The organism is Microbacterium sp. HSID17254, from assembly GCF_003989315.1.
In the GTDB taxonomy this organism is placed as follows: Bacteria; Actinomycetota; Actinomycetes; order Actinomycetales; family Microbacteriaceae; genus Microbacterium.
Genome location: NZ_RBLT01000027.1, coordinates 22,805 through 48,353 on the forward strand (window position 1 = coordinate 22,805; position 25,549 = coordinate 48,353).

The following is a 25,549-nucleotide window of genomic DNA, read 5'->3' on the forward strand; positions in this document are numbered from 1 at the left end:
GGAACCGCTAGCTCTGCATGCGGCGACGTCGCACCAGCAGCAGCACCGCGCCGCCGATCAGCAGGGCGATCGCGAGGCCGAGGATCCACGGCGCCAACTGTCCGCCAGTGAGGGCGAGCGGCGTCAGCACCCGGTTCTCGGTCGTGCTCGTCGGCGGGGTGATCGTCTCCCCGCCCGGCGGCGTGGCCGAGGCGGTGGCCACGTTCCGCAGCGTCGCCCCTGCCGCGTCGGCGTGCACGGTCACCGCATAGGTGATCACGACGCGCTCACCTTCGGCGAGGCTGCCGGTCCAGCGCAGCGTCGTGCCGTCGATCGTCGGCGCGGCCACCGCACGGTCACCCACCGTGGCGGTCGCCGTGCCGCGGAGGTCGGCATGCCGCAGCACTCCGGTCAGGTCGTCCGTGACGACGACCTCGTCCAGACCCGTCTCGCCGGTGTTGGTGCCGGTGAGCGTGTACGTCACGACGCTGCCCGTCGCGACGGCGGAGCCGGACGCGGGGTCGGACGACTTGACGAACGTGAAGCCGGGAATGCCGACGGGGTTCTCCGTCGTCACCGGCGGCGGGGTCAGCTCGGCGCCGCCGGGAGGCGTGGCCGTGCCCTCGACGGTGTTCGCGATGATCGCACCGCCGGCGTCGCCGTGCACGGTCACCGAGTAGGTGATCGTGACACGCTGGCCGACCGCGAGGTCACCGGCCCAGGTGAGCTCGTCGTCCGCGACGACGGGCTCAGGCGCGGGGCCGTCGCTCAGAGTCGCCGTCGCGTCGCCGTTGTAGGCGGCGTGGGCGAGCACGCCCGACAGGTCGTCGAGGATGCGGACCGGAGCCAGCGCCGTCTCCCCCGTATTCACGCCGGTCACCGTGTAGGTGACGACGCTGCCCGGGTCGACCCGGGTGCCGGACGCGGGATCGGCGAACTTGCGCAGCGCGAAGCCGGGCTCGTTGACCGGGTTCTCGGTGGTCGCCGGCGGTGTCTCGATCGGCGGCACCCCGCCCGGCGGAGTCGCCGAGCCGGAGGCCGAGTTCTCAAGGACGGCACCGCCCGCATCCGCGCGCACGGTCACCGAGTACGTGATCGTGACGCTCTCGCCGACCTGCAGCGCACCCGTCCAGGACAGCCGGTCCTCGGCCACCGTCGGCGCGGTCGTCGCCGTGCCGCCGATCGTCGCGGTCGCGTCGTCGTTGTACTCCGCGTGCGCCAGGACTCCGGAGAGGTCGTCGGCGATGGTGACGGGGTCGAGAGCCGTCTCGCCCGTGTTCACTCCGGTCACCGTGTAGGTGAGGACGCTGCCCGGGTCGACCGCCGTGCCCGCAGCCGGGTCGACGCTCTTCGAGACGGAGAATCCGGGCTCGTTGACCGGGTTGGTCGTGACACCGGGCGGCGGCGTGATCGTCGATCCCCCCGGCGGGGTCGCCGTCGCGGACGCCGCGTTCTCGATCACGGTGCCCACACCTTCGGCGCTCACGGTCACGGAGTAGGTGACGGTCACGGTCTGGCCGACCGCGAGCGCTCCCGTCCACGACAGCTCGGTGCCGTCCAGGGTCGCGGGATCCGCAGAAGCACCTGCGATGCTCGCCACGGCGTCCGCATTGAACGTCGCGTACGGCAGCACACCGGACAGGTCGTCGGTGATCGTCACCGGGTCGAGCACCGTCTGGCCCGTGTTGGCCGCGGTCAGCGTGTAGGTGAGCACGTCACCGGGGTCGACAGCGGTACCGGCGGCGGGGTCGACGGTCTTGGCGAACGTGAAGCCGGGTTCGTTCACGGGGTGCTCCGTGCTCGACGGCGGCGGCGTGATCGGCGTGCCGGGAGTCGTGGGACTCTCGGGGTCGCTCGGGTCGGCGGGGATCAGCGGGGTCGCCTCTCCGGTCGCCGTGTTCGCGATGGTCTCGCCGCCGGCGGTGGCGTCGACGGTCACCGAGTAGGTGATCACGACGTCCTGGCCGGGGCGCAGCACGCCGTTCCACGAGAGGGCGCCGTCGGCCACGCGGACGTCGCCGCGGGTGGCGGACACGTCGTCGTTGTACGACGCGTGTGCCAGCGCCGCGCGCAGGTCGTCGCCGATCTCGACCGGGTCGAGGACGGTGTCGCCCGTGTTGCGGCCGGTCACGGTGTACGTGATCACGCTGCCGGGGTCGACGCGCGTGCCCGTCTCCGGGTCGGCCGTCTTGGTGACGGTGAACCCGGGCGTCGCGACGGGGTGCTCCGTCGTCGCCGGCGGGGTCTCGACCGGGGTGCCCGGCGTGGTCGGGCTCTCCGGGTCGGTCGGGTCGGTCGGGATCAGCGGGGTGCCCTCACCGGACACCGTGTTGCGGAGCAGCACGCCGGTCGCATCCTCGTCCACCGTCACCGTGTAGGTGATGTCGACGCGGTCGCCGGGAGCGAGCGTCCCGGTCCAGGTGAGCGTGGTGCCGGAGAGCGCGACGGATCCGGACGAGGCCTTCGCGTCGCCGCCGTACTCCGCTTTCGCGAGGACGGCCGAGAGGTCGTCGACGATGGTCGCGGGGTCGAGGACCGTGTTGCCGGTGTTGACGCCCGAGACCGTGTAGGTGAGGGTGTCGCCCGCGCGGACGGCGGTGCCGGAGGCCGGGTCGGCCGACTTCGAGACCTCGAAGCCCGTATCGACGACCGGGTGCTCCGTCTCCGCCGCCGGCGGGACGATCGGGGTCCCCGGGGTCTTCGCCCCGGAGGGGTCGGCGGGGTCGACCGGGATCTGCGGCGTGGCCGATCCGGTGACGACGTTGTGCAGCAGGGCCTTCTCGACACCCGCGTCCACCGTCACGGTGTAGCGGATCGTGACCGATTCCCCGCGCGGGATGGCCCCGGTCCAGGTGAGGGTGGCGTCGGCGACCCGCACGGAGCCACGGTCGGCCGTGACGTCGTCGTTGTAGCCGGCGGAGCCGAGCACGCCCGACAGGTCGTCGACGATCTCCGCGGGATCGAGGTCGGTGTCACCCGTGTTGGTGCCGGTGATCGTGTAGGTGATGGTGTCGCCCGCGGACACGGCCGTGCCGGAGGCGGGGTCGGCCGACTTCGAGATGGTGAAGCCGGAGCCGATCACGGGGTGCTCGGTGGTGACCGTCGGCGGGACGATCGGCTCACCGGGAACCTGCGGCCCGGTCGGGTCGCCCGGGTTCGGGGTGGTCGGGGTGCCCGATCCGTTCACGCTGTTGCGCAGGATCTTGCCGGAGGTGTCGTCGCCCACGGTCACCGAGTACGTGATCGTCACGGTCTGTCCGGGCTGGAGCGTTCCGGTCCAGGCGAGGTCGTTCCCGGTCAGGGTCGCACCGCCCGTGGTCACGGTCGTGCCGCCGACCGTGGTCGTGATGTCGTCGTTGAACGCGGCGTTCGCGAGCACGCCGGAGAGGTCGTCGGTGACGGTCACCGGGTCGAGGACGGTCGCGCCGGTGTTCGTGCCGGTGACGGTGTACTCGATGGTCTGGCCCGGCTCCACCACGGTGCCTGCGGCGGGGTCAGAGGTCTTCGCGACCTCGAAGCCGGCGACCGGGTGCTCGGTGGTGACGGCCGGAGGGGTCGTCGGGGGCAGGCCCCCGGGTGGGGTGCCGGATGCGGTGACGCGGTTGGCGATGCGCTCGCCCTCCACGCCCTCGTCGACGACGACGGAGTAGGTGATCGTGAGCACCTGCCCGGGCTCGAGGGCGCCGGTCCAGGCCAGGCCGTCGCCCGTGACGGTGGCGGCGCCGGACGACACCGGGTCACCGTCGATCGCCGTCGCCACGTCGCCCTGGTACTCGGCGTTGGCGAGCACACCCGACAGGTCGTCGGTCACGGTGACCGGGTCGAGGCGGGTGTTACCGGTGTTCTCGGCCTGCACCGTGTAGGTCAGTCGCTGGCCGGGCTGCACCGCAGTGCCGTCGGCGGGGTCGGAGGTCTTGCGGAGAGCGAGATCCGGCGCGAGGCGGACGTTCGTGTAGGTGCACGTGACGTCGGTGCCGAGCGGGCCGGCCGGCTGGGTGACCTGCCCGTCCGCGGTGACGGCCACCGGAGTGGTCGAGCCGTCGGCGTTCACCTGCCGGCAGACGAGGGAGGCGTCGTACTTCGTGAGGTCGGTCGAGCCCGCCGCCGACTCGGAGAGCCGGAAGGTGTCGCCCTGATTCGTGAAGACGGGGCCGGCGTAGTCCGGCTGCAGACCGGAGCGGTCGCCGCGGGTGACAGCGTCGGTCTGCGCGACCTGGTAGCCGGCCGGCGACTGCACCCGGAGGCCGAACTGATCGGTCGCCGCGTGACGGCCCTCGGGGAGGTCCTTCTTCAGCGTCAGTGTGTTCGGGAACGTGCAGCTCGCCATGTCGGTCGGCGAGAAGGTGCCGAGCTGGGTCGAGTTGACCGTCTCCCCGCGCGGCAGATCGACCTCGATGATGCGGTTGCCGCCACCGGAGACCGAGACGAAGATGTGGCCGAGGTTTCCGAAGGCGATGCCGTTGCCCTGCACGCCGGCGCCCATGTCGTGCACCTGCTTGGCGTCGATCGTCGCGGTGCTGGGTTCGAGCGTGGCCGGGAGGTCGGAGGAGTAGATGAAGTTGTCGGCGACGAGCACGAGCTGACCGGAGGCGCTGAAGGCCATGTCGCCGTTGGCGCCGAACGCGCTGCTGCCCGTGGTCGGACGGAGGGTTCCGACCTGCGTGTAGGTCTGCGGCGTGACGTCCTCGTTCCACGCGTAGAGGTTGATGGCGCCGTTCACCGTGCCGCTGGCGAAGTAGTAGACGCCCGTCACGGGGTGCACGGCGCCGCGCAGCACCGAGGAGTTCAGCGTGAACGTCGTCTGCGCGGTCGTGTCGGTGACGCGGTCATGCTTGGCGAGCGTCTTGGTACCGGCGGCGTTGGTGACCGTGTAGGCGTACCGCCCGCTCGACGAGAGCCCGAGGGCGTTGTTGGAGTGGTTCGCGCCGAGGTTGATGGAGCTGAGCGTGCCGCCGTCGCCGGGGGCGCCGCCCTGCTCGTTCACGGCGAACTCGCGCACCTCGGTGGCGCTCTGCACGTACACCGCTCCGGGCGTGCAGAGGAACGGCTCCGCTGCGGCGGCCGGTGCGGCGGTCAGCGTCCCGCCGATGACGACCATCGACGACGCGACGAGCGCCGTGCTCACGGCACCGCCGATCAGCCTCTTCGTCCGGCCTCGCCAGCGGCTGTGCCGCTCCGGCGGAAGGCCATCGGACGTGCGGTCCTTGCGGGCAACACGGAATCCCATGACTGCTCTCCCCATTCATCGCGTTCCGGCACGCATCCGCGCACACGGAAGCCCCCGCCCCCTCAGGCGACCGCCGAGCACCCTTCGGGCAGGGTGGACTCGGTCCGGGCCTCCGCCAGCCTGCCCGGCCGCCACGGAGCCCCCCGGCCGAACCGGGGGAATTCACCCCTCGTTTTCACCCCGGGCGCACGCCGGAGGGCGCATCGGGATCCCGATGCGCCCTCCTCTTCTTTCTGCCGAGACCCCGGGTTGTCGTCGACACCCCGGGGTTTCTGCGTCTGTCGCCCGGGGTCTCGCCGCGTACCCGGGGTCTCGGCGGAAAAGAGGGATGAGAAAGTTCAGTATTCGGTGTTGCTAAGTACCGGTACTCAGTGTTACTTTGTACCGGTACCCAGCAACACTGAGTACCGAACGGAAGACACAGGAACGAGAGGAGGGACCGATGGGCAAGCAGATGACCGAGATGCTCAAGGGAACCCTGGAGGGCATCGTGCTGGCCCTCCTCGCCGAGCAGCCGGCCTATGGATACGAGATCACCACGCGTTTGCGGGAGCACGGCTTCACCGACACCGCGGAAGGCACCGTCTACGCCCTGCTGGTCAGGATCGAGCAGAAGAAGCTCGTCGACGTCGAGAAGGTGCCGAGCGAGAAGGGCCCGCCCCGCAAGGTGTACACCCTGAACGCGCAGGGCCGACAGGAGCTGGAGGAGTTCTGGACGACCTGGGACTTCCTCCGCACGCACATCGAACGACTCAGCACGAACACCACGAACAAGGAGAACTGACATGGCCGCGAAGTGGATCGAAGCGCTCACCGGATCGCTCGAGCAGAAGAAGCAGTACAAGCAGGCGAAGGCGCGGATCGAGGCTCTGCCGGAGCCGTACCGCACGGTCGCCAACGCCCAGCACCGCTACACGATGTACTACGGGGGGATCACCGACGGGGACACCCTCGTGCAGATCTTCCTCGACCTCGCCGACCTGTGGGAGCGCGCCGCGATCGACGGCACCCCGATCGACGACATCATCGGCGACGACCCCGTGGAGTTCGCCGAGAACTACGCCGAGGCCTACGGCGGCACGCAGTGGGTCGACAAGGAGCGCGCGCGGCTGAACAAGGCGGTCGCGGAGGCGAGGAAGAAGGAGGACGAGTCATGACGACGCCAGCCCTCTCGGTGCACGGCATCGAGAAGTCGTACAAGGATCTGCACGTGCTGCGCGGCGTCGACTTCGAGGTGGAGCGGGGATCGATCTTCGCCCTCCTCGGGTCGAACGGCGCGGGCAAGACCACCATGGTGCGCATCCTCTCCACGCTGCTGAGGGCCGACGCGGGCACCGCGACGGTGCAGGGCATCGACGTCGCGGCGAACCCGGTCGGAGTGCGCGAGCGCATCAGCCTCACCGGGCAGTTCGCCGCGGTCGACGAGATCCTCACCGGACGCGAGAACCTGGTGCTGGTCGCGAAGCTGCGGCATCTCCCCGACGCCGGTGCGGTGGCCGATCGGCTCCTCGCGCGCTTCCGGCTCACCGAGGCCGGGGGCCGCAAGGTCGGCACATACTCCGGGGGGATGCGACGCCGGCTCGACATCGCGATGAGCCTGGTCGGCGACCCCGAGGTCATCTACCTCGACGAGCCGACCACGGGCCTCGACCCCGAGTCGCGCATCGAGGTGTGGGACGTCGTGAAGGAGCTCGCGGGCGGTGGCACGACCGTGCTGCTCACCACGCAGTATCTCGACGAGGCGGAGCAGCTGGCCGACCGCATCGCGATCCTGCACGAGGGCCGCATCATCGCGAATGACACGCTCGCCGGACTCAAGCGGCTGCTTCCGGCCGCGAAGGTCGAGTACGTCGAGAAGCAGCCCACCCTCGAGGAGATCTTCCTCACCCTCATCGGCCCCTCATCCGGAAAGGAGAAGGCAGCATGACCACGCACTTCGCCGCCGACACGGCGACGCTCACCGGCCGCTCCATGCGGCACATCTTCCGCAGCCCCGACACGATCATCACCACCGCGGTCACCCCGATCGCTCTGATGCTCCTGTTCGTGTACGTCTTCGGCGGCGCTCTCCAGCAGAGCACCGGCGCCGAGAACTACGTGAACTACCTGCTGCCGGGCATCCTGCTCATCGCGATCGCGTCGGGTATCGCCTACACGGCGTTCCGGCTGTTCACCGATATGCAGAGCGGCATCTTCGAACGGTTCCACTCCATGCCGATCGCCCGGTCGAGCGTGCTGTGGGCCCATGTGCTGACGTCGCTCACCGCGAACGCCATCACCCTCGCGATCATCTTCGGGGTCGGGTTCCTCATGGGGTTCCGCACCGGCGCGAGCGTCTGGGCCTGGCTCGGAGTGATCGGCATCCTGATGCTGTTCACGCTGGCACTCACGTGGCTGGCGATCATCGCCGGCCTGAACGCCAAGACGGTCGACGGCGCGAGCGCCTTCTCGTATCCGCTGATCTTCCTGCCGTTCATCAGCTCGGCGTTCGTGCCGACCGACACCATGCCGGCACCGGTGCAGTGGTTCGCCGAGAACCAGCCGGTGACCTCGATCGTCGACACCATCCAGGCGTTGTTCGCGGGGGAGCCGGTCGGGTCCGACATCTGGGTCGCTCTCGCCTGGTGCGTCGGGATCCTCGTAGTCGCCTACGTGTTCGCGATCATCTCGTACCGGAAGAAGGTCAGCTGATCGACGCTCAGCGAGACGGAACGCTCCGACCGGGGACTCTCCCCGGCCGGGGCGTTTCGCCGCGCTCGGCGGCCGTTCGAATCGCCTGAATGGCTCCATCCGGCCGGGATTTGCCGCACAGTGCGCGACTCGAAGTCAGCGGAGGCCGACCGGACCGAGCACCACACGGCGACCGGTCCGGACCCAGACGGCGCCGTCGGCACGGTGCTCGGCGCGGGTCGTGAAGCGGTAGCGGTACGACACGGCGCGCACCCACCGCGGCCGCTCGCCGTGGAAGGGGTCCACACGCAGCATCCGCAGCGTCGGGGCATCCGCCTCCAGCAGCCGCACGAGGAACACGGAGAACCAGTCGTCCAGCGAGTGCCCGAGCGGCAGGAACCACATCAGCCAGTCCAGCCGCAGGTGATACGGGGCGAACTGCCGCGGGATCCGCCGCACGTCCCCGGGCTTCCCGCGGAACTCGTACTCGCGCCAGTGCCGGCCCTCCTCATCGTCCGACCCCTCCACGACGATCTCGATCCGCTCCCGCGTGACCGTGCCGAAGGCTCCGTAGGCGTTGGCGAGCTGCCAGCGGTGGAAGCTCGCGTTCATGAGCTGTCGTCGCGCGAAGAGGTTGCGCACGGCGGGCACGCTCAGCACGACGAACAGCACGCCGACCACCGAGGTCACCACGACCCACCACAGCGGCATGCCGGACACCGTCCACGGCAGCGAGGTCTCCGGCGTCCGCTCCGGAGTCCCGATGCCGGGGAGGCCGATCGCGGAGAACCCGAGCACGATCGTCGCCCAGTTCAGCCACGCGAAGTTCCCGGTGAGCACGAGCCACAGCTGCGTCGCGATCACGATGCCGGCGGCGACGGCACCGACCCACGCGACCCCTTCGACAAGCTCAGGGGCCCAGCCACCGCTGTCGGGGAGCCACAGCGACAGCAGCGGGGCGAAGAGGAAGAACGGCACCACGAGCTGCGCGACGTGGTTCCCGACGACCTCGAGCTTGTGGAACCACCGCGGCAGCAGATGCGCCTGGCGGCTCAGCGGCCCGGGCATCGGCTGGGTCTCGTGGTGGAAGGTCATCGCGGTGAGGTCGCGCCACTCCCGTCCGCCGCGGATCTTGATCATCCCGGCGCCGAACTCCAGCCGGAACAGCAGCCACCAGAACAGCACGATCACCACGGTCGGCGGCGGCTGGTCGTTCGAGCCGAGGAAGGCCGCGAGGAACCCCGCCTCCAGCAGCAGCATCTCCCACCCGAACGAGTAGAAGGTCTGCCCGATGCTCACCACCGACATGTAGCCGAACCACAGGGCGAGGAAGGCGAGCATCGGCACCCACGGCGGCCCGAGCTGGGGCACCCCGGCGATGAGCAGGGCAGCGATGACGATCCCCGCCCAGGACAGCGCGACCAGACGCCGGTCGGTGTAGCGGACGCGGGTGAAGAGCGTGGGGTGCAGCAGCTTCCGGCGCTCGCGCTTCTGCGCCACCCAGTCCAGCAGCACGGGCGCGGGCAGGAGTCCGTGCTCACCGAGGAGCGGACGGAACTGGTTGAGCGTCGAGACGAACGCGACGAGGTACAGCGCCGCGATGCCCCGCTGCAGGACCTCGCGGGCGAACCCGAAGTCGACCGCCGCGAACCCGTCCACGGCCACAGGCTACGCCGCGGCCGCCCTCCCGATGAGGGGGTTGCGCGGAGTGGAGATCAGTTCTGCATCGCGATCTGCTGCCCCTTCACGAGCGGGTATGCCGCGAGCTCGGAGCCGTCGAGATCCTCCTTGTGCATGTCCACACCGGTGATCTGGCTGTTCTCGTAGGTCGTGTAGTAGTACACGCCCGTCGCCGTGTTGGCGCACGACGAGTAGATGGTGATCTCGTACTTCTCCTCGTCGCCGACCTGCACGCACCCGCGCTGCTGGGCGACAGAGCCGAGGATCTGGAAGAACTGGCTGATCGACTCCGACTCCGACGTCCCGCACACCGAGTTCATGCGCGTGAACACCGCCTTCACGAACCGGGACGACGACGACAGGTCTCCCGGCAGCCCGATCCCGCCCATGCCGCGACTGTAGAGGTCCATCGGCACGTCCGAGGCGAACGTGTTCTCCGGCTGCCGCTTCGAGAGGTGCTGATAGTCGTTGAGCCGGAAGCTCTGGATGTCGAACGTGGGGTTGTTCGTGAGCACGCCCCACGGGTTGTCGTAGACCTTGAGGCCGCCGCGCACGCTCTCGACCGTGATCGATGCGCTCTTGTCGGCGATGATCCAGTGCAGCGGGGACAGCGGGAACTCCGGGCTGAAGTCGATGTCCACGAGGTTCACCGACCGCAGGGCCTCCTTCACCTCGGCCACCGTCTCGAACTGCCCGAGGACCCAGGGGATGAACTCGAACGGGGTGACCTCGGTGTCCCCCGACCCCGGCGCCGGGTAGTGCGCGTTGTCCGGGAAGTTGAGCCCCGCCATGCCGAGCCCCTTCTCGTTGACCGCGTCGTAGTAGAGCGGGTAGCCGTCGGCGATCGTCGCGATCCCGATGATCGCGTGGTGCGTCGGCATCGACGGCAGCCGGTGGAACGGGAACGGGAAGTTCCGCGGTGTGACGGTCACGGTCTCGTTGTACGAGAACTCCAGATCGAGATTCCTCCCGAAGTAGTGGTCGGCGGTCGTGAAGCTCAGTCCTGTGCACATGGTCGTGTCCCCCCATCCGCGGGCCGGTCGACCCGCCGGTTTCGCGCCATGCTTCCACCTTCCGCCCCCGAATGTAAGTGGGGTCACCCACGACGAAGGAGGGCCTCCCGCTGCGGGAGACCCTCCTTCGAGACATGCGACGGGTGTCAGCTCGTGACGGTCCAGTCGAACTGGTCGCCGTACTCCTCGAGCCAGGCGTCGACCGCGTCGGCTTCCTTGCCCTCGCCGTACTCGTTGACCACGAGGTCTTCGAGCGCGCCGTACTGCTCGTCGTCGAGCTTGATCTTCTCGATCAGCTCCGCCGCCTCGGGGAACTCGTCCGCGAACCCCGCGGTGCCGAGGAAGTGCAGGCCCTCGGCCTTGCCCATGGCGCCCTTCGGGTCTTCGAGGTCCTTCACGGGGAAGGCGTCGTTGGCCCAGAACGGACGCCACAGCGTGACGACGATGTCCTCCTTCTTGTCGGTCGCGGTCTTGAGCTCGGTGAGCATCGCCGCGGTCGACGAGGTGACGAGCTCGTACTCGCCGTCGAGGCCGTACTCGGGCATCATCTTCTGGGTCTGGGCGGTCAGGCCCGCACCCGGCTCGATGCCGTAGATCTTGCCGTCGAAGTCGGCGCCCTTGCCCGCGAGGTCCTCGATCGAGGTGAGCTCGGAGTACTCCGGCACCGCGAGGGTCAGCTTGGCGTTCTCGTAGTACGTGCCGAGGTCTTCGATGTCGTCGCCGTACTTGTCCATGTAGGAGGCGTGGGTGAGTTCCGGCCACGCCGACGGGTACATGTCGACATCGCCCTGTGCGAGCCCGGTGTAGAGCGGGCCGGCCTCGGTGAGCGTCTTCATCTCGACCGTGTAGCCGATCTTCTCGAGCTGGTCCTGGAGGAGGTAGGCGGTGCTGAGGCCGTCGGTCCAGGAGGGCAGGAACCCGAGAGTGATGGTGCCCTTGTCCTCGGCACCGTCGCCGCCGCCGCTCGTGCCACCGGCGCCGTCGCCGCTGCATCCGGCGAGGGTGAGCGCTGCGGCAGCCCCGAGGGCGGTGATGGTCAGGATCTTCTTCTTCATGTGACTCTCTCTCTTGCGTTCCGTATGTGATTCAGGAGGTGCGGACGAGGCCGCGGGACAGCTGTGCCGGGATCGAAACCGTGCCGGGATCCGCGCCCCAGCGCCCCATTTCCGTCCCGCACCGTACGTAGCGGGGTGGGACGGAAACGGGGACGCGGCGGCTCAGGCGCGGGCGAGCTCGGATTCGGTCGCAGCCTCCTCGGCGGGCGCGGAGGCTGCGGACTCCGACGCCACGGGGGCGGAGGGCCGGGACGAACCGCGACCCTTCAGCATGCCGAGGAGCGAGGAGCGATTCTCGCCGGGCGCGCCCAGAGCGGCGGTCACCCGGTCGAGGAACACGGCGATGAGCACGACGCCCAGTCCGGCTTCGACGCCCTTGGGGATGTTGATCGTCGAGATCGCCTCGACGACCATCTTCCCGAGGCCGTCGGCACCGGCCATACCGGCGATGACCGCCATCGACAGGGCGAGCATGATGACCTGGTTGACGCCGGCCATGATGGTCGGCATCGCGAGCGGGAGCTGGATGCCGCGGAGGATCTGCCCCGGCGTCGCTCCGAAGGCGTGTCCGGCCTCGACGGTCTCCGCGTCGACGCCGCGGATGCCCAGCTCGGTCAGGCGCACGCCGGGAGGCAGCGCGAAGATCACGGTGGCGACGAGTCCGGGCACCACACCGATGCCGAAGAACACGATCGCCGGGATCAGGTACACGAAGGCCGGCATGGTCTGCATGAAGTCGAGCACCGGCTTCAGCGTCGCGCGCACGGTCGCATTGCGCGCCGACCAGATGCCGAGCGGCACCGCGATCAGCACGGCCACGACGGCGGCGACGAGCACCAGGGCGAGCGTCTGCATCGCCGGGACCCAGAGGTCCATGGCGACGATGAGCCCGAACGACAGGATCGTGCCGATGGCGAGCTGCCACGAGCGCACGAGCCAGGCGATCAGCGCCGCGATCACGATGATCACGGCGAAGTGCGGCGTGAGGAGCAGACGGGTGAGACCGTCGACGAGGAAGCTCACCACGAACGAGACCGCGTCGAGCAGGCCGTCGAGGTTGGCGGTGATCCAGTCGACGCCGGCGGCGACCCAGTCGCCCACGGGGATGCGGAAACCGTCCATCAGCGCACCTCCTCCGCCTGTGCCTCTGAGCCGAAGCCACCCTGTGCCTCTGACCCGAACCCACCCTGGGTCCCTGAGCTCGTCGAAGGGCCGGGCTCGGCCGTCCATCCGTCGTCGAGCACGGCGTCGATCTCGGCCTGGGGCATGGGGGTCATCGGCAGCAGGATCTCCTCGGTCGCTCCGGGCCCGGGACCGAGCGCCGCGAGCAGGGTGACGCGCGGGATCACTCCCGCGAGGCGGCCGTCGGCATCCGTCACCGCGAGGGGCAGCGGCGACTCGACGGCGGGGACGAACAGGTTCATGAGGACGTCGTCCTCGCGCACGCTCTGCAGCACCGGCTTGATGATCGAGTCGAGGCGCGTGGCGCCCTGCCGCACGAGCTTCACGGCGTCGCGGTCGGTGACCACGCCGACGAGCTGGCGATCCTTGCCGACCACGTAGGTCGCCGACATGTAGGCGTCGCGCATCTGGCGGAGCGCGGTGCGAGGACCGGCCGACTCGGCGACGACGGGGCGCGGACGCTCCATCACGTTGGCGGCGGTGAGCACCCGGGCACGGTCGACGTCCTGCACGAACTGCTCGACGTAGTCGTTCGCCGGGTCCATGAGGATGTCCTCCGGCGTGCCGATCTGCACGATGCGGCCGTCGCGCATGACGGCGATGCGGTCACCGAGGAACATGGCCTCGTTGAGGTCGTGCGTGATGAAGACGATGGTCTTCTGGAGCTTCTGCTGCAGCTCCAGGAGCTGCTCCTGCATCTCGCGGCGGATCAGCGGGTCGAGCGCGCTGAAGGCCTCGTCCATGAGCAGGATGTCGCTGTCGGCCGCGAGGGCGCGGGCGATGCCCACGCGCTGCTGCATGCCGCCGGACAGCTCGGACGGCAGCTTGTCGCCCTGACCCTCGAGCCCGACGAGGGCGAGGATCTCCTCGGCCTTGGCCTGGCGCTCGGCCTTGCCGACGCCCTTGAGCTCGAGCGGGTAGGCGACGTTCGCGGCGACCGTGCGGTGCGGCAGCAGCGCGAAGTGCTGGAACACCATCGAGATGCGGTCGCGGCGGATCTCCCGCAGGCGGGCGGCCGGAATGCCCGTGATCGGGTCGCCGCCCACGGTGACGGTGCCCGCGGTGATGTCGTGCAGCCCGTTGAGCATGCGGATGATGGTGGACTTGCCCGATCCGGACAGGCCCATGATGACGAAGATCTCACCGCGGTTGACGGTGAAGCTGGCGTCGATGACGGCGGCGGTCCCCGCGTCGGCGACGGCGGCACGGCTCTCCCCTGCCTTCAGCCGGCGGACGGCGGCGCTCGGATTCCTCCCGAACACCTTGTACAGATGGCGCGCTTCGAGTGCTGTTTCGGACACGTTTCCCCTGCGGCTCGGCCTTCGGGTGGCTGAGCCTGCTTCGGTCACGCCCGGGTGATCCTCACGAGGCCGTTCGACGTCTTCGCTGTGGCGGCACAGGCGGCGGATTTCGGATCCGCCGCAGAGGGGATCGACCGTACGCCCACGCCTCTTCGCCGCACAGCTCATCGAAGGAAGGACGTGACCGCGGACTGGTCTATGGGCCGTCAGGCCCGCAGACCAACGTAACGAAATGGCCGGTCAGCGGCAAATCCTGCACTGCGGACGTGCCCGGGTTTCCGGCGCTGACCGGGGGATAGTACGAGCGTCTAGCAATCTCGGCGCACCATGCTCACGGGCGTCGGACGGTGCGCGTCACGGTGAACTTCGGGGTGCGCCGGAGCTGCGCGGTGGGGCCGATGAGCCGGGTCAGCTCGGCCCGGTAGCCGAGGCTCGAGTTGTACACCGTGAACAGCTCCCCGTCCGGTCGGAGCAGGCGCGCGGCGGCCTCGAACAGGCGCGTCGCGGCGCCGGTGTGCACGCTGGCGCCGAGGTGGAACGGCGGATTCAGGAGCACCGTGTCGAAGCTCCCCGCGGCGAGCGCCGAGCCCGCATCATCGTGGGTGACCTCGACCCGATCGGCCACCCCGTTCGCCGACGCGGTGGCGCGGGCGGAGGCGACGGCGGCGGCCGAGCGGTCCGTGGCGACGACCCGGTCCTGCGGGCGAGCACGCGCCCAGGACACGGCGAGCGCTCCCGTCCCGCAGCCGAGGTCGAGCACGCGGCGGCCGGCATCGTTCCCGTCGAGGTCGAGCACATCGAGCAGCGTGCGGGTGCCGATGTCGAGACGGGGTCCGGCGAAGGCGCCGCCGTGGGCCACGAGGACGAGATCGCCGTGCCGCGCCGACACCGGGAACGGCGGGGACTCCGGTACGGGGAGGGGTCCAGCGGCGACGAGCAGCCGCGACTTCCGCTCGGCGCGCTGCGCCTGCACGTGGGCGAAGCTCCGCGCCAGGACGTCGTTCTGACCGAGGGACATGTGCTTCACGCGGCCTCCCGCGACGAGCACCACCTCCGGGGCGGCCCAGCGGGCCACGGCGTCGGCGATCTCCTCGAGTTCGGCGAGGGCCTTCGGCAGCTGCAGCAGCACCAGTCTCGCTCCGGCGAGCAGATCGGCATCGAGCTCATGCGGCGCGAACCCGCCGATTCCGAGCGCCTCCGCGTTGCGTGCGAGGGCGCGGCGTCCGGTCGAGAGGTCCTGATGCACCCGGACACCGGAGCGCCCGGCCGCCGTGAGCGCCAGCGTGATCGCGCCGTACTCGTCACCGATCACGACCGTCTCCGCCCCTGGCACGTCGAGCGCGAGTGCGCGCTCCACGAGCAGGAGGTCGGTCGCATCGTGGGCCTGGAGGTTGTCCGCCTCGACGTCGGGCCAGCGACGCAGGCGGCTGTAGGGGAACTCCGGCACCAGCCCACTGTACGCGGCCCGCCCCACCCCCCTCCCCGTGCACAACTTCGGAGCTGACCGCCGACACGCCGCCGGAACCGACCGACGGGCGGCATGTCGACGGAGATCTCCGAAGCTGTGCCCGCCCACATCCAGAGGGGTTGACACCGTGGCCGGTTCCGTGGTTACTTAGTCAAGTAAGTAACCCAGCAACCACGGAGGACTCGTGATCGAAGAAGGCAAGCCGCTCTTCCTCCAGATCGCCGAGCAGATCGAGGACTCCATCCTCGACGGCTCACTGGCCGAGGAGGCGCAGGCCCCTTCGACGAACGAGCTCGCCGCGTTCTACCGCATCAACCCCGCCACCGCCGCGAAGGGAGTCGCCATGCTCACCGACAAGGGAGTGCTCCACAAGCGCCGAGGCATCGGCATGTTCGTCTCGGAAGGCGCCAGGGAGCTGCTCCTCGGCGAGCGCCGCGCGGCCTTCGCCGACCGCTACATCGACCCGCTCCTCGCGGAGGCCCGCACGCTGGGCCTCGGCGCGGAAGACCTCGCGGACCTGCTCCGGCAGCGCGCCGCATCCGCCCCCACCCCAGAAGGGAAGAACCCCGCATGACCGCCGTCATCGAGGTGCAGAACCTCACCAAGCGCTACAAGGAGAAGCGGGCGCTCGACAACGTGTCGCTCGCTCTCGAGGGAGGCTCGATCTACGGGCTCCTCGGCCGCAACGGCGCCGGGAAGACGACACTCATGTCGATCCTCACGGCCCAGAACTTCGAATCCTCCGGCACCGTGAAGGTGTTCGGCGAGCACCCGTACGAGAACGCCCATGTGCTCGGCCGGATCTGCTTCGTGCGGGAGAGCCAGAAGTATCCGGACGATGCGACCCCGCGGCACGCGTTCGCCGCCGCCCGCCTGTTCTTCCCGCACTGGGACCAGGCCCTCGCGGACGAGCTCATCGCGGAGTTCCAGCTGCCGATGAAGCAGACCATCAAGAAGCTCTCCCGCGGGCAGCTCTCCGCGGTCGGCGTCATCATCGGCCTGGCCTCCCGCGCCGAGATCACGTTCTTCGACGAGCCGTACCTCGGGCTCGACGCGGTCGCCCGGCAGATCTTCTACGACCGTCTCGTGGAGGACTACGCGGAGCACCCGCGCACGATCATCCTCTCCTCGCACCTGATCGACGAGGTCGCGAACCTCATCGAGAAGGTCATCGTGATCGACAACGGCCAGATCCTCCTCAACGAGGACACGGATGCCGTCCGCGACCGCGCCGTGACCGTCGTCGGGGATGCCGCGAAGGTCGACGCCTGGGTCGGCGATCGCGAGGTGCTGCACCGCGACGAGCTCGGTCGGGTCGCCTCCGTCACCGTGCTCGGCGCCCTCACCGCCGATGATCGCGCGGAGGTGCGGGCCGCCGGCCTCGACCTCGCCCCCGTCTCGCTGCAGCAGCTCATCGTCCGCCTCACCCAGAAGGCCGAGACCCGCTCCGGCACCAGAGCCGACGCCACCACGGAAGGAGTCCGCTGATGCGACGCACACTCAACGTCATCCGCCTGCAGCTCATCAACCGGCAGACCTTCGTCTGGGTGCCGCTGATCATCCTCGCCTCGGCCGTGGTGATCTCGGTCCTCATCTACGCGATGATCCCCGGCGACGCCCCTAAGTACGGCGGAGGCGGCCAGGCACCGCTGTGGTACTTCTTCGCGATCGGGCTGTCGGCCATGACGCTGACCTTCCCGTTCTCGCAGGCCATGAGCGTCACCCGGCGCGAGTTCTTCATCGGAACGCTGCTGACCGCGATCCTCGGCAGCGCGCTGCTCGGCATCCTCTTCCTCCTGGGCGGCGCGATCGAGCTGGCCACGAACGGGTACGGAGTGAACGGCTGGGTGTTCCACCTGCCGTGGCTGTGGGAGGCCGGCCCGCTCGGCGCCTTCGTCGTCTACTTCACACTCGCGCTGTTCTTCTTCGTGGTCGGGTTCACCGGCGCGACGATCTACAAGAGCTGGGGTCCGATGGTGCTCACCATCGTCGGCGTCGCCCTGGCGCTCCTCCTCGTGGGGGTCGTGTTCCTCGTGACACGGCTCGAGCTGTGGGGCGACGTGTGGCTCGGCATCCTCGACCTCGGGGCCGTGGGCCTCGCCCTCTGGGGGCTCGTGGTCGTCGCCGTCCTCAGCGTCGTCTCCTTCCTCGCGTTCCGTCGGGCCACGCCCTGACGCGACGACCGGAATCCGCGGATGCCGCGGCCGCGCACCCCGCGCGGTCGCGGCATCCGCGTTCGGCCGCCCTCTACCCGGCGACCCGAGCCGGGGCAACCCGGTGGCCGCACGCCGCCTGCGGGCCCTATCCTCGCCGGACAGGACCACCCGACCGCCGCGAGGAGAGGATGACGTGACTCCCGACCTCTCGCGCCTGCGCGTCCGCGAACGCCGCTCGTACCTCGCCCGCACCCTCCGTGAGGCCGTCCGCCCCGCGCGCCTGCTCCTCGTGGCCAAGACGGCACTCGCCGTCGGGCTCGCGTGGACGATCGCGCCGCACATGCCGGGGGTCACCGACGAGTACCCGTATTACGCACCCTTGGGCGCGCTCGTGAGCATGTACCCGACGCTCATGGGATCCATGCGGTCGAGCCTGCAGACCCTGTTCGGTCTGGCCACCGGCATCGGTCTGGCCGCGCTGATCGTGCTCACGGTCGGGCCGACGTGGTGGACGATCCCCCTCGTGGTCGGCCTCGGCGTTCTCGTCTCGGGCACCGGCTGGTTCGGCGTCGGCAAGGAGTACGTCCCGATGGCGGCGCTGTTCGTGCTCATCATCGGCGGTCAGAACGCGGACGACTACTCCCTCGGCTACCTCGCCCAGATGGGGGTCGGGATCGTCATCGGTCTGGTGGTGAACCTCCTCTTCGCCCCCGCCCCGCTCATCGGATCGGCCGAGGCGCGGGTGGAGGAGTTCCGACGACAGCTCGCCGGGCACCTCCACGACATCGGCTCCGCGGTCTCGGAGTCCTGGCCGCCGGAGACCGCACAGTGGGCCGACGATGCCGCAGCGCTCGCCGAGACCACCGCCGACCTCCGTGCCGCCCTGGCCGAGGCCGACGAGAGCGTCCGCTACAACCCGCGCGCGCGACGCCGGCATGCGGGCACCGCCCACATCCACGAGCAGCTCTCCACGCTCGACCGCATCGCGCACCTCATCCGGGACATCGCCGACGCGACGGCCGACACGATCTGGGAGCGTCCGGCGGCCATGCCCCTGGATCCGGCGCTGCCCGAGCCGTTGTCGGCGGCCTGCCACGCCGTCGCCGACGTCATCGCGGAGGACGACCCCGCCTCGAGCGCGGCGCATCGCCGCCGCGCGGAGGCGGCGCGCGCGATCCGGCTCCTGCTGGAGAAGGTCGACGACCGCACGTTCGACGTGCGCAGCTCGATGGGACCGGGCGTGCTGACGGCGATGCACCTCCGCCGCATCCTCATCCTCAGCGGCGAGCGCCTCGACGACGAAGACGAGTGAGTCAGATGGTGTCGTCGGCGACGACGATGTCCAGCTGCCAGTGACGGCCCGCGGGGTCGGTGTCGTCGTGCGCGTCGTCGGCGGCGGAGAGCACGTCATCGATCTTGTGCATCACGTCGTCGAACTCGGCCTCCGTGAGGCGGATGGTGCGCTGCACGAACGACGCATGCACCTCGGCGGTGCGACCGGACACGTACTCGGGCGTCCAGGCCACCACCCGGCGCAGCAGGTCGACGTGGTCCTCTGCGAGCGCGGCCACCACCGCATCGCCGAGCGCCTCGTCCGCGACCGGATTCTCCGGACCGCCGACGGTGAGGGCACCCTTGCGTCCCGTCCACACGCGGTCGCGGCGGTCTCTGGCCTGCTCCGGAGCCTCCTCGATGAGCCCCGCCTCGGCGAGCACCCGCAGGTGGAAGCTGGCGCTGTTGGCCGGCACGTCGAGCGCGCCGGCGATGTCCGCGGCGCGCAGGAAGCCGCGGCGCGCGATGAGGCGGAGGATCTGGCGGCGCAACGGGTGCGAGTAGGCCTTGAGCATGGCCGACGTCATGAAGGCGGCGTCCTCCCGAGAGGTCTTCTCCGCGTCGTCAGCCATTCCCCGATCCTAGTCACGCAAATGCGCACGAACCGTTGCGCAATTATTCTTGCGGAACTATCGTCGAGCCATGAGCACGACGACCACGCCGCACCGCCTGTGGCAGAACACGCGCTACCTCACCTGGCTCGTCAGCGACACGAGCAAGGGGCTCGCCTCGGCGCTCTTCGGGTTCGCCGTCCCGCTCCTCGCGCTCGTCATCACGAACGACCCCGCACAGGCCGGCATCATCGCGGGGGCGGGCATGGTGGCGCGGGTGCTGCTCACCCTCGTGGGCGGGATCATCGCGGACCGGCACCGGCGCATCGTGCTCATGCTCGTCGGCTCGATTCTGGGGATCGTGCTGGCCGGGGCCTTCACCCTCCTCGCCCTCGGCGGCGCCCTCACCTTCGCGACCCTCCTCGTGATCGACGTGCTGCTGGCCGCGCGGAGCGGCCTCTTCGACGTCGCCGGCGAGAGCGCGCTGAAGGAGATCGTCCCGGACGACGCGATGGGGCGCGCGCAGGCCGCGAACCAGGGGCGCGATGCGGCCCTCCAGCTCGCCGGCGGCCCGCTGGGCGGCCTGCTCCTCGGGGTGGGCGGCTGGCTCGTCGGCGCGGTCATGACCCTCTGCCACCTCGTCGCCGCCGTGACCGCCGGGCTCCTCGGGCGACAGGTCCGGCGCGCGGGCATCGCCGACGTCGGCGCTCTGGACGAGGACGACGGCGGCGCGCCCCCCGCGCGCCCGAACGCCTGGCGGGAGTTCCGCGAGGGCTTCGGCTGGCTGCTGTCCCGCCCCGACCTCGGCGGCGTCATGCTCATCATGACCATCGTGAACCTCGGCTTCAACGCCGCGATCACCACGGCCGTCTATGCGCTGCAGCAGGCGGGCCATTCCGAACTCCTCATCGGAACCGTCAGCGCGGCCATCGGCGCCGTGATGCTCGTCGGCGCGATCGTCGCCCCGCTCCTCGTGCCCCGGATCCCGGCGGGCGTGCTCACGATCGGCGGGCTCGCAGTGGTCGCCCTCGGCGCCGTCGTGCTGTCGTTCGCGTCGGCACCGTGGACCGTCGCCGCCGTCCTCGGTGCCACGGTGCTCCTCGTCCCCGCCCTCAACGCGGGGATGATGGGCTACTTCATGGTGGCCACGCCGTCTCGACTGCTGGGACGCGCGAACAGCGCCATGGGGGTCCTCGCGATGGGCGCGATGCCGCTCGCCCCGCTCATCGCCGGCTTCGGCCTGGCCGGGCTCGGACGACAGGGCACCATCCTCATCTGTGCGGCCCTCTGCGTGGTCGCCGCCGCCCTCGCGATCGGGAACCGCGCCCTCCGCAGCCTCCCGGTCGAGTCTCGCTGGGCCGCGCACGCCGCCCGGTACGAGGGGGACTGAGGTGGAGACACTGCGCTACTCGCCTGGCGTCGGGCCAGTGACGTCGGCGGCACCGAACAGCAAGATGTCGACGACCTGGTCGCGCCGGGCCGGCCGCGCGGTGGTGTACCTCAGCAGATCTTCGAAGTGAGAGAACACGACGACCGCTTCTTCGAACTCTGGCTCGGAACCGTGGACGACTGCTCCGTCGTCTCGCACCGCCAGGTACTCGTATCCGTTGCGAACGGAAAGCAGGATGGGTGCGTGGCGCCTCCAGAAACGGGAGACCGCGACCGCCTCATCATCCGTCGTCGCAGCCTGGATGCTCAGCAGTTCACACTCGTTCCACGCGAACGCCCCCTCCGCGCCGGTCGAGTAGTCGTCGCGGGACAAGAACCACACCGTCTCGTCTGAGCTCGACAGGAGTGAGAACGAGGACACCCAGCGGATCACCGTTTCGGGTGCCGCGCGCAGCGGGGAGGGAACGCCGTTCTCCATCGACGTCGGCGGCTCAAACGTCCACCCGGCTTCCTGCAAGCTTCCGGCGGCACTTCGGAAGAGTTCCGGCATGCTCCCAGGCTACCGATCCGCACGAATCACCCTTCAGCAACCAATCCTGCGACAACCGCCGTGCCGATTCTCCCGATTCTCGTCTTGTTCAAAGACGTCTAACGCGTAGAGCTGAACACATCTCGCCGGCGGCTCACCCGGGACAGTGGTCGCGATCGATGTCGGTCGCCGTCACATCAGAGCCGATAGGAGACCACCGATTCATGGCGCGAGCGCGAGCACGGTGATCCCCGCCGCCGCGGAGGCCACGGCCAGCACCAGCGCGATCGCGATGAGGATGACGTGCACGCGGAGGAACGGGGTGGCCTTGCCGTTCTCGTCCCTGGCACGCGGGTCCTTCGCGACGCGGCTGTAGAACCGCGGCCAGACGAGCACGTTGAAACCGGCGTTGAGGAACAGCACGACGACGAGAGCGATCACCCCTCCACGCTGGCGAGGGCGGCGTCGCACCACGGATCCGGCCGTCGGAATTCTTGGACGGCGACATGTATCACCGAGCCCTTGCCGTGCTCCTGGTAGGTGTGATCACAATGGGCTTCATGATCGACGGTGCCCCCGGCGCCGCCTTCGATCCGGCATCCGACGACGGGCGCGCACGCTGGGAACGCGCCGCGGACCTGTTCGATGCGTGGCGCGATGGCGACGGCCGCTCGATGGACGACCTGGTGCGGCTGATGACGCCCGTGCTCTGGCACGTCGTGCGCGCCTACGGCCTCGAACGCACCCTCGCGGAAGACGTCGTGCAGACGACCTGGCTCCAGCTCGTGCGCGGCCACGGCACCATCGCCGACTCGCGTGCCGTCTCGGCCTGGCTCACGACCACCGCCCGCCGCGAGGCCTGGAAGGTCGGGAAGGCCGTCGGTCGCGTCGACACCGCGGAATCCGACGACCTGGACGCCCTCCTTCCGGAGCAGGCGTCCGCCGAGGAGCACGCCGCGCTCGACGACGAGAACCGCCGACTCTGGGCCGCCGTCCGCCGCCTCGCCGAGCGCTGTCAGCGCCTCCTCCGGGTGATCGCCTTCGAGGACCGCCCGGACTACGCGCGCCTCGCCCGCGACCTCTCCATGCCGGTCGGCAGCATCGGCCCGACCCGCAGCCGCTGCCTCGCGAAGCTCCGCGACCTCCTCGACGCCCCGGCCACCCGGACGGAGGGACGATCATGAGCGATGAGGACGACGCCCGGCTGTTCGCCCGCCTGCGCAGCCTCTGGAGAGAGGTCGACCCCGTCCCGGCCGGCCTCATCGACCGGATGGTCGCCGCGGTCGCCGCGGACGGGCTCAACCGCGAGTACGCGCTGCTCACGCTCGTGGAAGGCCAGCTCGGCGCGGTCCGCGGCGAGACCGACGCCCTCACCCTGCAGTTCAGCGACGGCAGCACGAGCATCCTCCTCCACGTCACGACGACCGCGTCCGGGCGACGGCGGATCGACGGCTGGGTGGACACCGCCGCCGCGGAGATCCTGTTGCTGCAGGGCGAGCGCGAGCGCCGCACGACCCCGGCGGAGACCGGCCGATTCGTGTTCGACGAGGTGCCGTCCGGGCTCAGCCGCGTGCGCCTGACCGCGACGGTCGGCGACGAGACCCGCACCCTGGAGACCCCGCAGTTCGAGTTGTGACCCCGCATCGCCGGCGCCGTCGCCGGCGATGCCCACGGAGAGGATGACCGATGGAGCAGCCCCAGGGATGGACCTGGCAGGACCGCGCGGAGGGATCGATCCGCCGCGGCACCGCCCTCGACCCCAGCACGGAACCGGTGGATGGGATCCGCGCGTTCCCCACCGCGTACCTGCCCGAGCGGCTGCTCATCACGCGTGCCCTCGGCGAGGAGGAGGCGTACGACCGCGAGCTGCGCGCCCTGAGGGATGCCGCGGACTCCTTCGGCTGGCGGCTGGAGCTGGAGTCGCCGGAGCGAGAGATCGGGAACGGCGAGCTCGTCCCGGGTGTCGCGGGGTTCCTGCGGGCGCGCCTGACCACGCCGGATGAGCCGACCAGGGGCGAGTCCCCCGTGGCGCCCGACGCCTGGCGGGTGCTGCAGCGCGCGCGCCGACTGTCGCGCTCGACCATGCCGCGGACCAGCCTGGAGCACGTGCTGTCGATCGATCCGGTCGGACTCAACCCGTTCACCCGGACGAACCCGTTCACCCGGACCAACCCGTTCACCCGGACGAATCCCGTCCGCGGTGCCGCTCCCGGCGGAGGCGGCAGCGACGACTACCTGGAGCCCGGACGCGGGGCCCGGCAGCCGGTCACCTGGCTCGGCCCCGCTCCGGCTCGAGCCGCCGCTCCGAAGCGCGGACGACGACCGGTCGTGGCGATCCTCGACACCGGCTGCGGCGAGCACGCCTGGCTGCCGTCGGACATCGTCACCCGGCACGTCGAACTCGACGGCGTCCCCGTGGGCTTCACGGACGACGCCGACCCCGAACGCTACCCCGACCTGTACGGGCAGCTCGACGGCGAGATCGACGCGGTGGCCGGTCACGGCACCTTCATTGCGGGCCTCGTGCGTCAGGCCGCCCCGGACGCCGACATCCTCTCCATCCGCGTCGCCGGGGCGCTCGGGGTGGTCGACGAGAGCACGCTCCTGGAGACCGTGGCGCAGGTCGTGGAACTGCTGCGGCGGCACCGCGAGGACCCGACAACCGGCTTCCCGATCGACGTGCTCAACCTCTCCCTCAGCTACTACCACGAGACCCCGACCGACGGGCTCTTCAGCAGGACCCTGTACGAGCTGCTCGCGAAGGCCAGAGAGCTCGGCTGCGTGGTCGTCTGCTCAGCCGGCAACGACGCGATCGATCGGCCCTCGTTCCCCGCCTCGCTGTGGCCGTGGCCCGGCGCCGACAACGGGCTGCCGTCCGACGAGGGCGCTCCGCACGTGTCGGTCGGCGCCCTGAACCCGTCGGCGCACTCCGTCGCCCTGTTCTCGAACGTCGGCCCCTGGGTGCAGGTGTACGCCCCGGGCGCCGCCGTGGTCAGCACCTCGCCCGCCTTCGTCGGCGGCGCGCAGGCCGCGACCCGTGCGGACATCGACGGGCTGCCGCGCGAGACGCTCGACCCGGACGACTACCGCGGCGGCTTCGCGGTGTGGAGCGGCACCTCCTTCGCCGCTCCGTACATCGCCGGCCGGGTCGCGGCCCAGCTCGGCGCCGTCCCGGCCGCGGGGGTGAAGCCCGCCGTCGCCGGGAAGGCGGTCGCCGCCGTGCTGAAGTCGCTGCCGACTCCGCACGAGCGGCTCTGACCCCTCGCACCCTTCCGCACGACCGCTCCGGCACGGCATCCTGGACGGATGCCCCTGTCCGCGAGCGCGCTGCACCGACGCGGCGTCGAGGCGGCCAACGCCCGGCAGTTCACCCGTGCCAGGCGAGAACTGGAGAAGGCCGCCGCCCGCACCGACGACGCCGACCTCCGCGCCCGCATCGACGGGACGGCCGCCTACGTGCTCGCGCAGACCGGCGAGCCCGCGGCCGCGGAGGCGCTGTGCCGGGAGGCGCTGGCGCGGGACGGGCTGCAGGCCGAGACGGTCGCCCTCCTCGGCGGGCAGCTCGGCGCCCTCCTCATGCACGGGGGCCGGATGGAGGAGGCCGAGGCGAGCCTGACCACCGCGATCGATGCCCTGGCCGCGACCGGGGCCGAGACCCCCGCCCTCGCCAACTGCCTGATGAACCGGGCGGTGGTGCGGATGCAGCGCCATCAGCTGGACACCTGCATGGCCGACCTCCGCCGTGCGATCTCGATCTACGAGGCGCACGACGAACGGGACTCGCTCGCCGAGGCCACGCACAACCTCGGCTATGCCGCACTCCTCGGCGGCGACCTCGTGTCGGCGCTGCGCCTGATGGCCGAATCCCGGCCGACGTTCGCCGCCACCAGCGCCCTCGCCACCGCCATCAGCGACCTCGACCGCGCCGAGGTGCTCCGCGACGCCGGGCTGACGACCGAGGCGGAGGCGCTGCTCGCCCGCGTGGCCGTGCAGTTCGGTGCCCAGCGGATGCGTCAG

Annotated in this window: 22 protein-coding genes and 1 pseudogene; 13 read left to right on the forward strand and 10 right to left on the reverse strand. The window is 70.3% G+C overall.

Annotated elements, in window-relative coordinates; all coding sequences use genetic code 11:
- Positions 1 to 7: 7 nt before the first annotated feature.
- A complete protein-coding gene (locus D8M34_RS13620; protein ID WP_126894261.1) occupies positions 8 to 5,206 on the reverse strand; it encodes an isopeptide-forming domain-containing fimbrial protein in 5,199 nt (1,732 codons plus the stop codon).
- Positions 5,207 to 5,648: 442 nt separating this feature from the next.
- On the opposite strand from D8M34_RS13620, the gene D8M34_RS13625 reads away from it, so the two are divergent.
- From D8M34_RS13625 to D8M34_RS13640, 4 genes are read left to right on the forward strand one after another with little or no spacing between them, the layout of a single operon-like run.
- Positions 5,649 to 5,990 carry a PadR family transcriptional regulator gene (locus D8M34_RS13625; RefSeq protein ID WP_126894262.1) on the forward strand — a complete coding sequence of 114 codons (342 nt, stop codon included), beginning with the start codon at positions 5,649 to 5,651 and terminating at the stop codon, positions 5,988 to 5,990.
- 1 nt (position 5,991) lies between these two features.
- Complete coding sequence (locus D8M34_RS13630; protein WP_025104172.1) at positions 5,992 to 6,363, forward strand: DUF1048 domain-containing protein; 372 nt, start codon at positions 5,992 to 5,994, stop codon at positions 6,361 to 6,363.
- Positions 6,360 to 7,133, forward strand: a complete 774-nt coding sequence (locus D8M34_RS13635) for an ABC transporter ATP-binding protein (RefSeq protein WP_126894263.1) — start codon at positions 6,360 to 6,362, stop codon at positions 7,131 to 7,133. The genes D8M34_RS13630 and D8M34_RS13635 overlap by 4 nt, the downstream gene beginning before the upstream one ends.
- Positions 7,130 to 7,897 (forward strand): ABC transporter permease, encoded by a 768-nt coding sequence (locus D8M34_RS13640; RefSeq protein ID WP_126894264.1) that lies wholly within the window; start codon positions 7,130 to 7,132, stop codon positions 7,895 to 7,897. The genes D8M34_RS13635 and D8M34_RS13640 overlap by 4 nt, the downstream gene beginning before the upstream one ends.
- A gap of 135 nt (positions 7,898 to 8,032) precedes the next feature.
- On the opposite strand, the gene D8M34_RS13645 is transcribed toward D8M34_RS13640, so the two are convergent.
- The 6 genes from D8M34_RS13645 to D8M34_RS13670 all read right to left on the reverse strand — a co-directional run bounded on the left by D8M34_RS13645 (position 8,033) and on the right by D8M34_RS13670 (position 15,554).
- Positions 8,033 to 9,535, reverse strand: a complete 1,503-nt coding sequence (locus D8M34_RS13645; protein ID WP_126894265.1) for a lipase maturation factor family protein — start codon at positions 9,533 to 9,535, stop codon at positions 8,033 to 8,035.
- Positions 9,536 to 9,591: 56 nt separating this feature from the next.
- The gene (gene bsh / locus D8M34_RS13650; RefSeq protein ID WP_126894266.1) at positions 9,592 to 10,569 is read right to left on the reverse strand and encodes a choloylglycine hydrolase; all 978 of its coding nucleotides are present in this window, start codon (positions 10,567 to 10,569) and stop codon (positions 9,592 to 9,594) included.
- A gap of 146 nt (positions 10,570 to 10,715) precedes the next feature.
- Complete coding sequence (locus D8M34_RS13655) at positions 10,716 to 11,624, reverse strand: glycine betaine ABC transporter substrate-binding protein (RefSeq protein WP_025104177.1); 909 nt, start codon at positions 11,622 to 11,624, stop codon at positions 10,716 to 10,718.
- A 162-nt stretch (positions 11,625 to 11,786) separates the two neighbouring features.
- Positions 11,787 to 12,746: an ABC transporter permease gene (locus tag D8M34_RS13660; protein ID WP_126894267.1), complete on the reverse strand. Its 960-nt coding sequence runs from the start codon at positions 12,744 to 12,746 to the stop codon at positions 11,787 to 11,789.
- Positions 12,746 to 14,107, reverse strand: coding sequence for a quaternary amine ABC transporter ATP-binding protein (locus D8M34_RS13665; protein ID WP_238695662.1), 1,362 nt, complete (start codon positions 14,105 to 14,107; stop codon positions 12,746 to 12,748). Before D8M34_RS13665 ends, D8M34_RS13660 begins: the two co-directional genes overlap by 1 nt.
- 331 nt (positions 14,108 to 14,438) lie before the next feature.
- Complete coding sequence (locus D8M34_RS13670; protein WP_126894268.1) at positions 14,439 to 15,554, reverse strand: class I SAM-dependent methyltransferase; 1,116 nt, start codon at positions 15,552 to 15,554, stop codon at positions 14,439 to 14,441.
- 205 nt (positions 15,555 to 15,759) lie between these two features.
- On the opposite strand from D8M34_RS13670, the gene D8M34_RS13675 reads away from it, so the two are divergent.
- The 4 genes from D8M34_RS13675 (at position 15,760) to D8M34_RS13690 (ending at position 19,043) form a co-directional block, all read left to right on the forward strand.
- On the forward strand, positions 15,760 to 16,149 hold the full coding sequence (locus tag D8M34_RS13675; RefSeq protein ID WP_025104181.1) for a GntR family transcriptional regulator: 390 nt from the start codon (positions 15,760 to 15,762) through the stop codon (positions 16,147 to 16,149).
- Positions 16,146 to 17,063 carry an ABC transporter ATP-binding protein gene (locus D8M34_RS13680; RefSeq protein ID WP_126894269.1) on the forward strand — a complete coding sequence of 306 codons (918 nt, stop codon included), beginning with the start codon at positions 16,146 to 16,148 and terminating at the stop codon, positions 17,061 to 17,063. The genes D8M34_RS13675 and D8M34_RS13680 overlap by 4 nt, the downstream gene beginning before the upstream one ends.
- Positions 17,063 to 17,749 carry a hypothetical protein gene (locus D8M34_RS13685; RefSeq protein WP_071327961.1) on the forward strand — a complete coding sequence of 229 codons (687 nt, stop codon included), beginning with the start codon at positions 17,063 to 17,065 and terminating at the stop codon, positions 17,747 to 17,749. The genes D8M34_RS13680 and D8M34_RS13685 overlap by 1 nt, the downstream gene beginning before the upstream one ends.
- 175 nt (positions 17,750 to 17,924) lie before the next feature.
- Positions 17,925 to 19,043 (forward strand): FUSC family protein, encoded by a 1,119-nt coding sequence (locus D8M34_RS13690; RefSeq protein ID WP_126894270.1) that lies wholly within the window; start codon positions 17,925 to 17,927, stop codon positions 19,041 to 19,043.
- A gap of 1 nt (position 19,044) precedes the next feature.
- Here D8M34_RS13690 and D8M34_RS13695 read toward each other — a convergent pair whose 3' ends face one another.
- On the reverse strand, positions 19,045 to 19,635 hold the full coding sequence (locus D8M34_RS13695; RefSeq protein WP_025104185.1) for a winged helix-turn-helix domain-containing protein: 591 nt from the start codon (positions 19,633 to 19,635) through the stop codon (positions 19,045 to 19,047).
- Between the two features lie 70 nt (positions 19,636 to 19,705).
- On the opposite strand from D8M34_RS13695, the gene D8M34_RS13700 reads away from it, so the two are divergent.
- Entirely contained in the window at positions 19,706 to 21,004 is a 1,299-nt protein-coding gene (locus tag D8M34_RS13700) for an MFS transporter (RefSeq protein ID WP_025104186.1), read from the forward strand.
- A gap of 15 nt (positions 21,005 to 21,019) precedes the next feature.
- On the opposite strand, the gene D8M34_RS13705 is transcribed toward D8M34_RS13700, so the two are convergent.
- Together D8M34_RS13705 and D8M34_RS13710 are read right to left on the reverse strand one after the other, a co-directional pair.
- On the reverse strand, positions 21,020 to 21,553 hold the full coding sequence (locus tag D8M34_RS13705) for a hypothetical protein (protein WP_126894271.1): 534 nt from the start codon (positions 21,551 to 21,553) through the stop codon (positions 21,020 to 21,022).
- Positions 21,554 to 21,754: 201 nt separating this feature from the next.
- Positions 21,755 to 21,973, reverse strand: a complete 219-nt coding sequence (locus tag D8M34_RS13710; RefSeq protein WP_025104188.1) for an SCO4848 family membrane protein — start codon at positions 21,971 to 21,973, stop codon at positions 21,755 to 21,757.
- Positions 21,974 to 22,092: 119 nt separating this feature from the next.
- Between D8M34_RS13710 and D8M34_RS13715 the strand changes: the two genes are divergently transcribed.
- The 4 genes and pseudogenes from D8M34_RS13715 to D8M34_RS13730 form a co-directional block, all read left to right on the forward strand.
- The gene (locus D8M34_RS13715; protein WP_238695663.1) at positions 22,093 to 22,716 is read left to right on the forward strand and encodes an RNA polymerase sigma factor; all 624 of its coding nucleotides are present in this window, start codon (positions 22,093 to 22,095) and stop codon (positions 22,714 to 22,716) included.
- Positions 22,713 to 23,168, forward strand: a complete 456-nt coding sequence (locus tag D8M34_RS13720; RefSeq protein WP_025104190.1) for a hypothetical protein — start codon at positions 22,713 to 22,715, stop codon at positions 23,166 to 23,168. The genes D8M34_RS13715 and D8M34_RS13720 overlap by 4 nt, the downstream gene beginning before the upstream one ends.
- 50 nt (positions 23,169 to 23,218) lie before the next feature.
- Positions 23,219 to 24,790, forward strand: coding sequence for a S8 family peptidase (locus D8M34_RS13725; RefSeq protein WP_126894273.1), 1,572 nt, complete (start codon positions 23,219 to 23,221; stop codon positions 24,788 to 24,790).
- 48 nt (positions 24,791 to 24,838) lie between these two features.
- Positions 24,839 to 25,549 (forward strand): annotated as a pseudogene (locus tag D8M34_RS13730) (CHAT domain-containing protein); the annotation flags it as partial.

Bases quoted from the DNA above. Each gene is read 5' to 3' on its own strand.
- D8M34_RS13630 (WP_025104172.1), top strand. From the start codon at position 5,992: ATGGCCGCGAAGTGGATCGAAGCGCTCACCGGATCGCTCGAGCAGAAG.
- D8M34_RS13695 (WP_025104185.1), bottom strand. From the start codon at position 19,635: ATGGCTGACGACGCGGAGAAGACCTCTCGGGAGGACGCCGCCTTCATG.
- D8M34_RS13700 (WP_025104186.1), top strand. From the start codon at position 19,706: ATGAGCACGACGACCACGCCGCACCGCCTGTGGCAGAACACGCGCTAC.
- D8M34_RS13640 (WP_126894264.1), top strand. From the start codon at position 7,130: ATGACCACGCACTTCGCCGCCGACACGGCGACGCTCACCGGCCGCTCC.
- D8M34_RS13715 (WP_238695663.1), top strand. From the start codon at position 22,093: ATGATCGACGGTGCCCCCGGCGCCGCCTTCGATCCGGCATCCGACGAC.
- D8M34_RS13725 (WP_126894273.1), top strand. From the start codon at position 23,219: ATGGAGCAGCCCCAGGGATGGACCTGGCAGGACCGCGCGGAGGGATCG.
- D8M34_RS13620 (WP_126894261.1), bottom strand. From the start codon at position 5,206: ATGGGATTCCGTGTTGCCCGCAAGGACCGCACGTCCGATGGCCTTCCG.
- D8M34_RS13705 (WP_126894271.1), bottom strand. From the start codon at position 21,553: ATGCCGGAACTCTTCCGAAGTGCCGCCGGAAGCTTGCAGGAAGCCGGG.
- D8M34_RS13655 (WP_025104177.1), bottom strand. From the start codon at position 11,624: ATGAAGAAGAAGATCCTGACCATCACCGCCCTCGGGGCTGCCGCAGCG.
- D8M34_RS13685 (WP_071327961.1), top strand. From the start codon at position 17,063: ATGCGACGCACACTCAACGTCATCCGCCTGCAGCTCATCAACCGGCAG.
- bsh (WP_126894266.1), bottom strand. From the start codon at position 10,569: ATGTGCACAGGACTGAGCTTCACGACCGCCGACCACTACTTCGGGAGG.
- D8M34_RS13635 (WP_126894263.1), top strand. From the start codon at position 6,360: ATGACGACGCCAGCCCTCTCGGTGCACGGCATCGAGAAGTCGTACAAG.
- D8M34_RS13660 (WP_126894267.1), bottom strand. From the start codon at position 12,746: ATGGACGGTTTCCGCATCCCCGTGGGCGACTGGGTCGCCGCCGGCGTC.
- D8M34_RS13720 (WP_025104190.1), top strand. From the start codon at position 22,713: ATGAGCGATGAGGACGACGCCCGGCTGTTCGCCCGCCTGCGCAGCCTC.
- D8M34_RS13625 (WP_126894262.1), top strand. From the start codon at position 5,649: ATGGGCAAGCAGATGACCGAGATGCTCAAGGGAACCCTGGAGGGCATC.
- D8M34_RS13680 (WP_126894269.1), top strand. From the start codon at position 16,146: ATGACCGCCGTCATCGAGGTGCAGAACCTCACCAAGCGCTACAAGGAG.